This is a genomic window from Fibrobacter sp. UWB7, from assembly GCF_900142945.1.
Taxonomy (GTDB): Bacteria; Fibrobacterota; Fibrobacteria; order Fibrobacterales; family Fibrobacteraceae; genus Fibrobacter.
In genome coordinates, this window is the sequence record NZ_FRCO01000003.1 from 383,600 (window position 1) to 397,628 (window position 14,029).

The 14,029-nt window shown below is 50.1% G+C and carries 11 protein-coding genes; all 11 read left to right on the forward strand.

Features of this window, described 5'->3' with window-relative positions; translation table 11 throughout:
• Positions 1 to 957: a 1-phosphofructokinase family hexose kinase gene (locus tag BUC30_RS11340; RefSeq protein ID WP_073424953.1), complete on the forward strand. Its 957-nt coding sequence runs from the start codon at positions 1 to 3 to the stop codon at positions 955 to 957.
• 9 nt (positions 958 to 966) lie between these two features.
• Positions 967 to 1,677 (forward strand): futalosine hydrolase, encoded by a 711-nt coding sequence (gene mqnB / locus BUC30_RS11345; protein WP_073424954.1) that lies wholly within the window; start codon positions 967 to 969, stop codon positions 1,675 to 1,677.
• 139 nt (positions 1,678 to 1,816) lie between these two features.
• Positions 1,817 to 2,608, forward strand: a complete 792-nt coding sequence (locus BUC30_RS11350; protein WP_073424955.1) for a 1,4-dihydroxy-6-naphthoate synthase — start codon at positions 1,817 to 1,819, stop codon at positions 2,606 to 2,608.
• Between the two features lie 126 nt (positions 2,609 to 2,734).
• Positions 2,735 to 2,935 (forward strand): hypothetical protein, encoded by a 201-nt coding sequence (locus tag BUC30_RS11355; RefSeq protein ID WP_014546551.1) that lies wholly within the window; start codon positions 2,735 to 2,737, stop codon positions 2,933 to 2,935.
• A 246-nt stretch (positions 2,936 to 3,181) separates the two neighbouring features.
• Entirely contained in the window at positions 3,182 to 4,639 is a 1,458-nt protein-coding gene (locus BUC30_RS11360) for an OmpA family protein (protein WP_244536605.1), read from the forward strand.
• Between the two features lie 11 nt (positions 4,640 to 4,650).
• Positions 4,651 to 6,894 (forward strand): tetratricopeptide repeat protein, encoded by a 2,244-nt coding sequence (locus tag BUC30_RS11365; protein ID WP_073424957.1) that lies wholly within the window; start codon positions 4,651 to 4,653, stop codon positions 6,892 to 6,894.
• Positions 6,895 to 6,943: 49 nt separating this feature from the next.
• On the forward strand, positions 6,944 to 10,822 hold the full coding sequence (locus BUC30_RS11370; protein WP_073424958.1) for a tetratricopeptide repeat protein: 3,879 nt from the start codon (positions 6,944 to 6,946) through the stop codon (positions 10,820 to 10,822).
• A gap of 188 nt (positions 10,823 to 11,010) precedes the next feature.
• Positions 11,011 to 11,649: a MotA/TolQ/ExbB proton channel family protein gene (locus BUC30_RS11375; protein ID WP_073424959.1), complete on the forward strand. Its 639-nt coding sequence runs from the start codon at positions 11,011 to 11,013 to the stop codon at positions 11,647 to 11,649.
• 40 nt (positions 11,650 to 11,689) lie between these two features.
• Positions 11,690 to 12,580 carry an ExbD/TolR family protein gene (locus BUC30_RS11380; RefSeq protein WP_073424960.1) on the forward strand — a complete coding sequence of 297 codons (891 nt, stop codon included), beginning with the start codon at positions 11,690 to 11,692 and terminating at the stop codon, positions 12,578 to 12,580.
• Positions 12,581 to 12,582: 2 nt separating this feature from the next.
• Entirely contained in the window at positions 12,583 to 13,077 is a 495-nt protein-coding gene (locus BUC30_RS11385) for an ExbD/TolR family protein (protein ID WP_014546558.1), read from the forward strand.
• 3 nt (positions 13,078 to 13,080) lie between these two features.
• Complete coding sequence (locus tag BUC30_RS11390) at positions 13,081 to 14,007, forward strand: AgmX/PglI C-terminal domain-containing protein (protein WP_073424961.1); 927 nt, start codon at positions 13,081 to 13,083, stop codon at positions 14,005 to 14,007.
• Positions 14,008 to 14,029: the final 22 nt, after the last annotated feature.

The window sequence follows — 14,029 nt, forward strand, 5'->3', positions numbered from 1 at the left end:
ATGTCAAGGGAAATCTTAGTTCTCGGTTTGAATCCTGCTTGGCAGAGGGTGTTCTTTCTGGATAAGTTTACTCCAGGTGAAGTGCACCGCATCTCCAAGGTCAAGGAATACGCGTCGGGTAAAGGCATCAACTGCTGCCGTGTGTTGCAGCTCTTGGGCGGCACGCCCCGCTTGATGCATTTCCTCGGTGCCGGGAACGGAGAAAAAATCTTTGATGAGCTTTCTGCTTGTGGCATCCAGCAGGTGCCGATCTGGATTCGCGAAAATACGCGCATCTGCACGACGATTGCTTGTAACGGCGACACGACGGAGCTCGTGGAGCCGTCTCCGACTCTTGCGGATTCCGAGAACGACGATTTTGCACAAACGCTGAATGATTACTGGGATTCGACGCAGTATATCGCTTTGTGTGGAACGTTCCCGCAAGGCTTTAACGCGAAGATGTTCAATGAGCTAGACTTTAGCGATAAGCACATCTTTGTCGATGCTATAGACAGCATTGATGAGCTTCTTGAAAAGGGCGTGGATCTCCTGAAAATCAACATGCTGGAGTATTGCAAGCTCTTGGAACGCATGGGCATTCCACAGGTCAAGTCAAGTCCGCAGTTCTGGAAGATGACTGCAACCGCTGTCCTTGAACGCCTCCCGATCAAGAATCTCGTTGTGACCGAAGAGGACGCTCCTGTGCGTGCCTTCCGCCTCATGGAAAAGAAATTCCAGGGCATCCAGTTGCAGCCGCCTACGATTACGGTCAAAAATGATATCGGCGCCGGAGACTCGTTCTTTGCGGGCTGGCTCTATGCTTTCGAACAAAATCTGAGCTTTGAAAGCTGCTTGGCTAAGGCTACTGCTGTGGCAAGTGCCCGCTGTGAAGTCGAACGCCCGTGGAACTTGAGCTTAGACCGAGTCACGGAACTCGAAAACGAACTCTCGACAAAGGTCGAACGTCTCGAGTAAGGGCGTGTTATGGAAGACAACTTTGTTCCTTTGTTTGCGTTTGCGTCAAACTTGGAATTTTTTGGAGTCTTTCCTGAATGCAAGTCCTTTGTTCAAAATAACATTCGTTTAGGCGAAATAGTCGAACTGCCCGAAGGGCGCGGCTTTGCCGTTGTCCTTGGCGTGGGCTTGCTTGAATTTGCAACAAATTTATCCGTTTTGCTTTCTCGGTTTGCTGCCGAGGGCCCTTTTACGCATGTGGTGCTGGTGGGCATCTGTGGCGCCTATCCCGGTCGCGGATTGAACGTGGGTAACGTTGTCCGTGTCGATTCCGAAGTTGTAGGGGACCTTGGCGTTGTCGAAAGTGATGGCTCGTTTACGCCGTGGTACAAAGTTTGTGCAACCTCTGCGAATGGCTCTGTTCCTCAAACGTCTGCGCAAGTCTACGAATCTTCGTCGTTACGGGGCGTTCCCGCCTGGCTTTCGAATCTAAAGCCTGTTGCCGGTCTCAGCGTCAATTGCTGCACGGGAACTGCGTCCATGGCAAAAGAACGTGTCGAAAACTTCAATGTCGATGTCGAATCGATGGAAGGGGCTGCCTGCTTCTCGATTTGCCACGCCTTTGGCGTCCCTTGCTACGAAATCCGTGCCGTGAGCAACTTTGCCACTACCCGCGACAAATCCACCTGGCGCATTAAGGATGCTCTCGCCTCCCTCCGCACCGTTTTGACGTCATTCTGAGGGCGTAGCCCGAAGAAACGAGAGCAAGGCGAATGAAACAGGTTGCTTGCAAGCCTATTTCTGAGCCGAAGCCTCGGACGCAAAGCGTCAATCCAGTTAAATTTACTTCCAGCATCAAATTTCTTACTCCTTACAGCATATGCAACTAAAACTTGGTATTTCCACCTGTCCTAACGATACGTTCATTTACGAAGCCTTGCTCCAGGGGCTCGAAAGCTCCCCGTTCGAATGGAAAGTCACGTTTGCCGACGTGCAGACGCTCAACGAGATGGTCCTGCGCGGCGAACTTGATGTCGCAAAGATTAGCGCTCAGGTCTATCCCCAAATTGAAGGTACGTACCGTTGTCTCGGTTGTGGGGGAGCCATCGGGTACGGCTGTGGTCCGCTTTTGCTCTCTTCGGAGTCCAATGCGTTTAATCCAGAACTCCCAACGACTCTTCCGGGCGCAAATACGACCGCTGCGCTCCTTTTCAAGTTCTGGTACGCCCATCAGTTCAAAAACGCTCCAAAACTCGAATACGCCCTCTTTAACGAGGTTTACCAGGGGCTCCTGAGCAAGAATGTTCCTCAGGGGGTAACCATCCATGAGCACCGTTTTACGTGGAAACGCGACGGTCTACACCTTTTGCAGGATTTGGGCGCCTACTGGGAACAGGAAACGGGTTCTCCGATTCCTCTGGGCATCGCTGTGGCGAAAAAGGAACTGGGGGCTGCGACTATCGAATCGGTTGAAAATGAAATCCGTCGTAGTCTCCGAATTGCCCGTCAAAGACTTGATCCGGTGACCCCGTTTATCGTCGAAAAAGCACAAATCGATGACAACGAAGTCATCAAATCCCACATTGCGATGTTCGTGAATGATTTTTCAGAAAATGTCGGAGAGGCGGGTTGGAAAGCTTTGGAGAACCTGTGGCGGTTATCACACTGTTAATAAGTTGTTGAATGACTCTATATCTATGTAATAGTTTGTAAACGTAAACGTAATTTTGCAAAACAGCGAATTTTTAGCAAAAACTTTATTTATTTTCCAAAAAGCATCTTTTTTTGGAGTTTGCTTATGAGTTTAGTAAACGATCTCGAACTAGAAATTGAAAATTTCAAACGCGAATACGAGAAATTCGAACGCGGCAACAAGTCAGCTGGCACGCGCGCTCGCAAGGTCTTGCAGAACATCAAGAAGACCTGCCAAGAGATTCGCGTTTCAATTCAAGGTGCAAAGAAGGAGGAGGAAAAGGACGATCTTCCGAGCGAGGATTGACAGATAAGTTATTCCCCAGAGGCTATACCTGTGTAATTTTTACACGAAAAATGGCGTTTTTGACGAAAAGTATTTGACTAAAGTCATTTTTGAAGGTATATTCCCACATGGGTTTTGTGTTTGCCAAACTGGCAAGCGTATGTTAAACGAATTTTAAGTGTTCTATGATTGGAGAAACGTAGCAGTATGACCCTAAAGAAACTGGTCTTAATTACGGCCGGGGCGATGCTTCTTTCAGGAACCGCCATGGCAAAGAATATCAACGTGCCTGGCGATTTCGCTAAGATTGCTGATGCTCTCGGAAATGCGGATGCCGGGGATACAATCCTTGTCAAACGCGGTGTTTATAACGAAAACATCACCTTGATCATGGGTGTTGTTCTCAAGGGCGAGGACCCATTGTCTACCATCATCGATGGTGGCCGTCGCGGTCCGACCGTCATGGGTACTTCGGGCGCCGAAATGTCGCACTTCACAGTGAGGAACGGTCTCGAAGGTATCCTTTGCGAAAACGCTGCCCCCTACATTCATCATTGCTATGTGATCGATAACCACGCAACGGGTATCGGTGCTTTCATTTCTCTGCCGTGGCTCCGCAACAACGTGGTGTACGGCAACCGCTGGTCCGGCATTCTCGCCTGGGGTGCTAAGTCTCTCGATGCTTACATCGAACAGAACGTCGTGCTCCGCAATGGCTACTCTGGCTTGACCCTCAAGGGACCGACCAACCTGGTCGCCCGTAACAACATCTTCATGGAAAACCACTACTACGGTGTGTTTGCTGACCCGGCTGCCGGTCAGACGAAGGTGGAATACAACAACATCTACAAGAACTACTACCCGTTCAACCAGTTCATCAAGGTGAACCGCACGAACGTGTCCTTGGACCCGAAGTTCATCAACCCGTCTCTCGGCAACTCGAACTTCTTCTGCCAGTCCACCTCGCCGATGATCAAGCGCGGCAAGGGCAAGCTGGATATTGGTCTTACTGCAACTGACGTCGTTAAGGAAGAAGAAGCTGTCGAAGAAACACGTAACCCGGATACTGATGGCGATGGTCTTTGCGATCCGTGGGTTTCTGAAGAAGGTCTCTCCGAAAAGTACGCCGGCGTTTGCTCTGGCTTTGACAACTGCCCTGAAGAAGCTGAAGACTTCGATGGTTTCCAGGACGACGATGGCTGCCCGGATGCCGACAACGACCGCGACGGTCTCTGCGACCCGTGGGTTGAAGCTAAGGGTATGCTTTCCCAGTACGCTCACATCTGTAAGGGTGTGGACCTCTGCCCGGAACAGCCTGAATCTCTCAACAACTACAAGGACGACGATGGATGCCCGGACGAAGTCCCGCAGCCGCCGAAGAAGGTCTTCGTTCTTGAAGGTGTGAACTTCGAATCTGGTAAGTCCACGATTACTCAGGACTCCTACATCTCCTTGATGAAGGTTGTCGATATCATGGAAACCTTCCCCGAAGCTACTTTCGAAATCATTGGTCATACCGATAACATCGGTAACAAGGACAAGAACATGACGCTCTCTGCAGACCGTGCAAACGCTGTGAAGAACTTCCTTGTTGAAAAGGGCATTGCCGAAAGCCGTATGACTACCCAGGGCTTGGGCGACACTAAGCCTGTTGCTTCTAACAAAACACCTGAAGGACGTGCGCAGAACCGTCGTATTGAGTTCATCCGCACGGATATTAAGTAAAGGAGTAGGTGATGATGCGTACTAGTTTCATCAAGACGTCCGTTCTCGGACTTGCCGTAGCCAGCTCTTCTTTGTTTGCAGAGGCCACCTACACGCCGAATAAGTATCAGCAGAATGACTGGTTTGCTGAATATGGTGGCAACACCGCGATGTATGTGAACCCCGCTGGTATTTCTGAAACTGATCAGCTCGAACTTAGCGTTGCTTTCTTTAGCACCATTAGTGGCGAAGCCAGCCAGGAATATGTCAGCTTGACATACCCGATTGACTACAAGCACACTTGGGGCATTTCTCTTTTCGAAAACGGTGCTTCCATCGAAGGTGGCGAATCCTATAGCGAAATTGCCGTTCAGTTCGGCTATGCTTACAGACTCTTCCACTTGCTCTCCCTTGGCGTCAACCTCGATGTGCTTTACATCAACCAGTTCGACGAACTCAAGCAGCTCACTGTCGGTGCTGACGTGGGCTTGAGCTGGAACCCGCTTGCTTCTTCGAAGTACGGTTACTTGCTCATTGGCGCAAGCGTGCAGAACCTCCTTGCTCCGGCTGTCAGCGAAGCTGATGGCGATGGTAGCTTCAAGTTTGTGTTCATGGGCGCAGCTGATGCTTACAAGATCCCGACGAACTTGAACTTGTCCTTGTTCTATCGCGGATTCAACCGTCTCCTCGAAATGAAGGCTGAATTCTCTTTCATCGACATCATTCACGATGCTGATGAAGGTGGTAAGGGTGCTAACCTCGAAATGAGCTTCACCTTGACCTACTATCTTTCTTCTCACCTTGGTGTCCGCGCTCGCTTCACTAAGGAAGGCTACCCGGCCATTGGCGCAACGGTCAACGTTAAGGATGTCAGCATCTTCCGTTACCTCGCTCTTGACCTCGAAATTTCTCACGATGACCTCTGGGCTAAGAAGAACCGTGGCTTCGTGTGGAATGTCAAGCTGACTTCTCGCTTCGGTGATACCCGTGAAGAGAAGATTGGTGAAGAACGTTATCGCCGCTTGAAGATCGAACCTGAAAACGACTACCGCGCTGCAATGCGTCTGTACTTGAACCGTCAGTTCCTCGAAGCTGCTTATGCCTTCGGTAAGGTTCAGACCAAGTACCCGGCATTCCACCTTGTCGACCAGGCTGCTTTCTACAAGGCTAAGTCTTTCGAAAACCTCCGTATGCACAAGGCTGCAAAGTCTGTCTACGAAGACGCTATCAAGCGCTATCCGCAGAGTGACCAGCGTGCTAAGTACCACTTCCAGTTGATGAACATCGACTATAAGGAAGGCAAGTACACGGAAGCTATGACCAAGTATCAGAACATTGCTCAGAAGTTTGGTGAAAGCGACGTGAAGGCTGACGCTGACTACGTTGCAGGTCAGATCAAGTTCGAACAGGGCCTCTATCAGGAATGCGTCGACTTGCTCGCCTCCATCCTCCCGGGTAACGCCAACTACTTCTACGCTCGCTATACCATGGGTATTGCTAACAGCCGTATGGGCAAGTTCGACGAAGCTGAAAACTGCTTCCGCGATATTACGGAACAGCCGGTTTCCAACCAGTCTGAACGCGACCTCCAGGACGCTGCAAGAGTTAAGCTCGGCCACCTCTTCTTCTCTGGTGAAAAGCCGGACATCGCAGCTGCCGCTCAGATGTATGGTCAGGTCCAGAAGGAATCTCCGGTGTTCGACGAAGCTATGCTCGGTATCGCATGGTCCTTCCTCAAGGTCAACAAGCCGGATGAAGCTATGAAGCCGGCAAAGTGGATCATTTCCAACCTTCCGGAATCCTTCCTCGTGTCTGAAGCTTACCTCGTGATTGGTTACTGCCACTTCATGAAGAAAGATTATCAGGGTGCAATTGAAGCTTTGACTCAGGCTGAAAAGCGCACGGAACAGCCGATTGTTTCTGTCGCTGCTCGCGATAGCGCTCGTCAGGCTTACGATGCAATGCAGAGCGAATTCGACTCTGTCCAGGTTCTTGCCTTGGATCTTGCTCGTCAGCTGCCGACTCCGCGTGTGGAAAGCAAGCGCGAAGCTTTGCGTCCGACATTCGACAAGGCTAACCAAGCTATTGAAGATTACGCATCCTTCATGCAGAGATCTATCCAGAGTGACCGCTTCGAATCCAACCGTAAGCGTATCTTGGAAGACGCAGGCTTTACCTTGGCAACTGTCAAGACCAAGGCTAGCGGCGGCATGGGCGGTGGAAGTGCTGGTGGAAGCACATCTTCTCCTGCTGGAGATTTGGAAGACCTGGAGTAATCCGGGTTTTTCCCTTTATTTTTATGATATCATAGGTGGATAGAGAACGATGAAAAATCTTTTGCTCGTCTCAGCAATTGTTTGCTCCATGGTCGGAACATCATTTGCTGCATCGGATCCGTGTCAAGAAAAAACGGCCGAAGCTAAGAAGTTGCTTGCAAAGTGCAAGTCCATTGGTAAGGGTAATTCTGGCTATGAACAGTGCGCCAGTTCCTATAAAGTTGCTAAGAACCAGGCAGAACAGGCTTGCCGTTCTGGCGGTCTCGATGAAGCTGGCATGCGCGATGCTATTGCCCAGTGGGAACGTCAGGTAGAACGCTGCAAGGGCAAGATTAGTAACCGTTGCGCATCTGCTTTGCAACAGCTTGGTCACTATCAGTTCTTGCTCGAAGAAAAGCAGTTCCTGGATATCCAGGCTCAGTACGAAGAAGATGTTGCATGGTGCGCTGACCGCGATAACAAGCCGGCAAAGTGCGCTAACATCAATCAGTTCCCGAAGGCCGATCATAAGAAGTCCTTGGGCTACTTCCTTGAATACATTGACTTGTATCCGAAGGAAAACAAGGCTCCTGTCGTGCTTTACCAGGCTGCTGCTGTGCAGGAAGCTAGTGGTGAAGATGACAAGGCATACAAGCTCCGTATGCAGCTTGTCAAGGACTTCCCGGATAACGGTCTCGTGCCGAAGGCATGGCTCCGTATCGCTGAATACCACTTCATGAACCGCAAGTTCAAGGACGCTATCTCCGCCTATAAGAAGGTGACTGGCTTCGAGAACCTCACGGGTAAGGAAGCTGCTCTTGCCATGTACCACTTGGCAGAATCTTACTATAACACTGCCGAATACGAAATCGCTGCTAAGCAGTACTACGACTACATCGTCGGTGCTGACGCCGGTAAGTATCCGAAGGACTTGCGTCCTGAAGCAATGGACTTCATGGCAGCCTCCTTCTCTGACTTGGAAGGTGGTGGTGTCCAGGAAGCTGAAGCTTTCTTGAAGGACAAGAAGGTTCCGTTCAAGGACTCTGTCTACTACCGTATCGGTATGAAGAACAAGGACCATGACCGTAACGAAGAAGCAGTCCAGTCCTTCAAGCGCTTGATGAAGATCAACCCGGACTATATCGACGCTCCGCTCGCCGATATTGCCATGATCGAAATCTTGATCGTTCAGCAGAAGTTTGACGATGCTCAGGCTCACCGCTATGACGTCGTGAAGCGTTATGACCGTAACTCTTCCTGGTACAAGAAGAACCAGAAGTATCCGGAATCTGTGAAGAACGCTGAAAAGGCTATCCGTGGCGCTATGCTCGACATTCCGCAGTATCACCACGCTCAGGCTGCTAAGCTCACCAAGGAAGGTGATATCGAAGGCGGCAAGAGACAGTATGCCAAGGCTATCGAAGCTTATGAAGCATTCTTGAAGCGCTATGCCAAGGAACCGACCTGGGACGAATACAAGGTTCACATCAACCTCGCTCTCGTCTATCAGGAAATGGGTCAGCATGCTAACGCTGCCAAGATGTTCAACTGGATTGTTGAAACCGATACGACTCGCTACGGCCGTCGCGAAATGGGTTCCGGCAACCTCCTCACGAAGGATGAAGCTGGTTATAACGCCGTTCTCATGATGGACCAGGCTCGCGAAAATGCTCGTAAGACCAAGGCTAACGATGATGCCGTCCAGGCATACAACTTGCCCGAAACCAAGGCTTACTTCGACCAGGTCGATAAGTACATGGCTAAGTTCGGCAAGAACAAGGAAGCTGCAGAACTTGCATACAACGCCGCTATCGTTCATTACGATGCAAAGCAGTTCAGTGTTGCTGTGAACGTCCTCCGCAAGCTCAAGAAGGACTTCCCGAAGCACCAGTACATTTTGCTCATCAGCCGTATGCTTGCTCAGTCTCTCCTTGAATCCAATCAGCTCGATGAATCTCTCACCGAATTTGAATGGCTCCTCAAGCAGTACAAGGCTAAGGAAACTCGCAACGACTCCATGGCTGCTGAAATCGAAAAGGCTATCGCTTACGTCCTCTTCCAGAAGGCTGAATCCTCTGTCAAGGCTGGCAAGAACGAAGCTGGTGCCAAGGCTTACTTGGACCTCGTGAAGCGCTATCCGAACATCGACATTGCTGACAAGGCTATCTTCGAAGCTGCTGCAGCTTACGAAGCTACCAACCAGTACAAGAAGGCTGCTGAAACCTTCATGCTCCTCCCGAAGAGCTACGCCAAGTCTCCGCTTACGATTAAGGGTATCTTGCGTGCTGCAAGTAACTACAAGAAGGACAAGCAGCCGGTTCAGGCCGCCAAGACGTTCTTGTTCATTACCGACAACTTCCCGCAGGATTCCATGGCATTCCAGGCAATTGGTTTTGCCGCTCAGACTTACGATTCCATCCCGGATAAGAAGCAGGCTGCTGTTACCTTCGAACTTGCTTACAAGCGTTACCCGAAGAACGAAGAAACTCCGTCCTTCCTCTATAGCGCATGCTTGAGCTATGACGAAGCTAAGATGACTAACGAAGCTATCCGTTGTAACAAGGACCTCGTCCGCGACTATCCGAAGAGCTCTTACGCTGTTGACGCTGCCTTCTCTATCCCGATGGCATACGCCAATGCTAAGAACTGGAAGCAGGCTATCCAGGAATACACGAACTTCATCAGAATGTATCAGGAAGACAAGGAAAAGCTGATTGCCGCTTATATCGGTATCGCCCGTGCCTACCGCAATGTCAAGGATGAAGAAAGCTCTGTCGAATACTATAAGAAGACTCTCGAAGCCTACGACAAGTACGGCTTGCAGATCAAGAACGCAGATGCTGCTATCCCGGCTGAAGCTGCTTTCTATATGGGTGAACAGGAATACAACAAGATGACTCCGGTTGTCTTGAAGGGCAAGGAAAAGGAAAAGGCCAAGATCATCAAGAGCTTGGTTGAAACCCTCCAGAAGGCTATGGGTCACTACTCCAAGTCTGCTGCCTACGCATCTGAAAAGTGGACCTTCCGTGCCACCAACAAGATGGGTATGCTCTTCGTGACGATGGCTGCAAAGATTCGTGAACAGCAGCTCAACGGTAAGAAGGAAGAAGAAAAGTTTGCAGAACGCATCGGCATTGTGCAACAGCTCCCGTCTTACTACGAACAGGCTCGTCCGATCTTCCAGAAGAACATCGACCTCGCTCGTGACCAGGGCTTCTACAACAAGGACGTGATCGCTGCAGAAATGGGCTACATCGAAATGTACTACCAGGGCTGCGCTGTGTTCGTCGAAGTTGCTGATGCATTCGCTAATTCTCCGCTTCCGGATAGTGCTTTGATCGTCCGTGAATACGTCGGTCAGGGCATGGTGAAGGATGACGCTATCATGGCTGCCCACGAAGACTTGGAAGCCTACCGTGAAGAATTGAATAGCCGTTCTGACGCCGCTAAGCAGCTTGCTATCCCGCAGTGCGCTACCGGTATCAAGGCATCTGCTCACTACGGTATCGATAACGAATGGACCTCCAAGCTTTACGAAACCTTGAGAAAGCTCGACGAAGCTAACGAAGATCTCAACACCAAGATCGAAAAGTTCGACCCGTCCACGCTGTTCGCTGACCCGACCTACTTCAAGTTGAAGGCCCGTATCGAACAGATTGAACAGTCTGACGCTATGACCTTGGAAGAAAAGGTTGCTACATTCCGCAACATCGTCAAGGAAACTAAGGACGATCGTGCAAAGCTTGAAGAAGAACTCGCCAAGCTCAAGGAATGGACCGCTAACCCGAGCCTTATCCCGGCTTCCGAAAGAGGCGTAGAAGCTGTTTCTGAATCTTCTGATGATGAAGCTGTCGAACAGACCTCCTCCAAGAAGTCCAAGAAGGGCAAGAAGGCTAAGTCTGAAGCCAAGAAAGCCAAGAAAAAGGCTAAAAAAGGCAAGAAGAAATAGCGGTAAAAACTATTTTACGGGGAATCCTAGTTCATGGGATTCCCCTATTTTATTGGGCTTGAGGGCGATTGCCTAGCGGTAAAGAAAGTTTTACTACTAAAATCTCCCACAACGCTCTAAAAAAAAATAAATATGAACGAAGATTATCAAAAACAACAAAAACAATAACTCAATTAAAGGAGTCTCTAATGTCTAAATTGCTTCAATCCTTCAGCCCTGAATCTGATGGTTACCAGTTCATGTGGATCATCTTGGTCGTGTTCATCATCGGCCTTGGCTTCTCCCTGGAACGTGTTACCTACATTATGATTAAGAGCTCCAAGGGCCGCGGTAAGTTCATGGCCGATTTCGGTAAGCTCGTCATGCAGAACCAGCTCGAACAGGCTCTCCAGTTCGCTAAGAGCTCCAAGCTCCCGATTGCTAAGGTTATGGACGCTATCGTCGCTGCTAAGCTCAACTGCAAGGATGCAGACAAGGCTCGTGACTTGATGACTGCTGCTTCTGACGCTGTGTTCCTCACTGAAGCTCCGCGCCTCACTCGCTACATCTCCATCATCTCCGTTATGGCTTCCATCTCCACGTTGCTCGGACTTATGGGTACGATTTACGGTCTGATCTACACATTCGACGCTGTTGCTAACAAGCCGGCTTCTGAACGTGCTAAGGCTCTTGCTGATGGTATTGCTATCGCTATGGGTACGACGCTCCTCGGACTTCTCTCTGCAGTTCCGCTCCTCGTTATCGTTGGTCTTCTCAACATGAACTCCGAACGCCTCATCCAGGAAATGGAAGAAAAGGGCCTCAAGATTATCAACTCCCTCGCATAATCAATCAGAGAGTTTAATTTTAACTGGAGTTTAAATAAACATGGCAAAAAATATCAAGAAACCAGGAAAGGTCGAAGAACCGGATTTGCTTCCGGCGATGGGCTTGTTCACCATCTTGATTCCTATGCTTTTGACCATGACTGCTTTCTCCAAACTCGCCATTGTCGAAGTGAACCTGCCTGAACGCAGCCAGATGATCATGGACAATGACGTGCCGCCTCCACCTGATGAGCAGGCATTGAACTTGTCACTCGCTATCGCTAACAACTACCTTGTTATCGGTGCACGCGGTGGTTTCCAGCCGAACGTCTATTTCAAGGAAATGTGGACGTTCCGTTGCAAGTCTGATGCTCAGCTCGTTACGTATCCGATGGAAGACGTGAAGACGGCTGTTGAAAGTGGACATGGACCGAAGTGCAAAGATGGTTCCGAAATGGACAAAGAGAAGTATCTCTACGAAATCGAAACCATCGAACTCTGGGCTATTCAGAAAGAATCTGAAGAAGACCCGGGTAAGGTCATCTGGGCTGCCTACAAGAACGACGGTAGTGCTGAAGAAGCTCATGCCGACAGTGCTTACGTAGACGGCGCCAACAACTTCTTGTCCCTTCCGGGTGAAGGCGCAATGGGTTTGCAGAAGCCGGCCGCTCTCAAGGCTCCGACTCCGGGCATGGCAGTTGCAACGCTTCAGCCGAACTCTGCCCGCACTCTCAAGCCGGGCGACAAGACAATGGTTTATCCGCTCTCCGCATACGATCTCATTGCTAAGGACTTGATCGCAATCCATACTCAGTTCATCGACTTGGACGACGTTGATAACATCATCATCGTTGCAAACGACGACACTCAGTTCGACAAGATCATCCAGCTCATGGACCGTGCTAAGGAAGCTGGTTTCAGCAAGATCAACCTTGCTAAGTTGGGAGGTTAATCATGGCTAGAAAATCTCGTAAGTATAGCGAAGACGTACCTTTCTCCTTAACGTCCATGATGGACATGATGACCATCATCTTGGTGTTCATGATCAAGAACATGGACGCTGAAGGTCAGCTCTTGACCCAGGCAGAAAACTTGATTCTTCCGATCTCGACCTCCAAGGTCCAGCCGAAGGAAGTTTCTTTGACTGTCGTGGTCGATGCTAACTACGTTATCGTTGACAATGAAAAGGTCGTGCCGACCGCTGACGTTCTCGCTCAGGAAGACCTCCTCGTTACGAAGGTGGACGAAATCCTGAAGGACCGTCGCGCTATCGAACAGGAACATGCTCTCAAGATGGGCCTTCCTGCTGACGAAGCTGGTCACATCATTGTCCAGATTGACAAGAACATCCCGTATGATGCGATGTATAAGGTCATGGCCACTTGCGGCTTCTCCGGATACACGAATATCGCATTCGCCGTGATGGAAAAGAACGGCGGGGAGGAATAATCAATGGCAAAGAAGAACATAGATCCGTTTATTGCGTCGCTCATGCCGGAATCCGACAAGAAGATGGGCGCAATCGCCGGTGTCTCTCTTGTGATCGCTTTGGCTATGTGTATTTGGGCTTCCATGTACGAACAGGTCGTTGCTGAAGTCGTATTCGACAACGCTGATTCCGTGGACCTTACTACTTCCATGCAGATTGAGCAGAAGGAAGAAAAGAAGGAAGAAAAGAAGAAGCCTGAACCGAAGAAGCCTCGTAAGAAAGCTGGTGGCGGTGGTAAGCCGCGCGGTAAGGGTCAGCCGAACGCTCCGCAGACTCGCGGCGTGCTCAAGCTCCTCACTGCTCAGACCAAGAATGCCTCTGCTGCTGCTTATGACTTGATGAAGAACCAGAAGTTCACCAAGGACATCGATAAGGTGCTCAAGGACGTCGCTGGTCTCCAGACTACGGGTAAGACCGTTCTCGGTGGCCGTCGCGGTAAGGCTAATGGTGGCTTCAATGAAGGTTACGCAGAAGGTGGTTCCGGTGGTATCGGTGACGGCCTTGCAGGTCTCCTTGGCGGTGGTGGCGGTGGTATCGCTACTAAGGCTAAGGGTTCCATCAAGACTCCGTCTATGCGCGATATCGACATGGGTGCCGGTGGTGGTTCTCGTTCCGCTGCAGACATCATGAAGGTTGTCCGCCAGCGTACTCCGGGTCTTCGCCACATCTATAACAAGTGCCTGAAGAAGAAGCCGGGATTCCAGGGTAAGGTTACCTTGAAGTTCACGATCGCTCCGGGTGGCGAAATCATCAGCATCTCTACTGTTTCTTCGACGACCGGTTTCGCAGAATTCGACTCCGAAGTCAAGAATGCAGTTAGCCGCTGGACCTTCAGCAAGGTGAAGTCCGGTAACACGACGGTTACGATTCCGTTCACGTTCACCGAATAATTCACAAGCAAAGCTTGCAAAA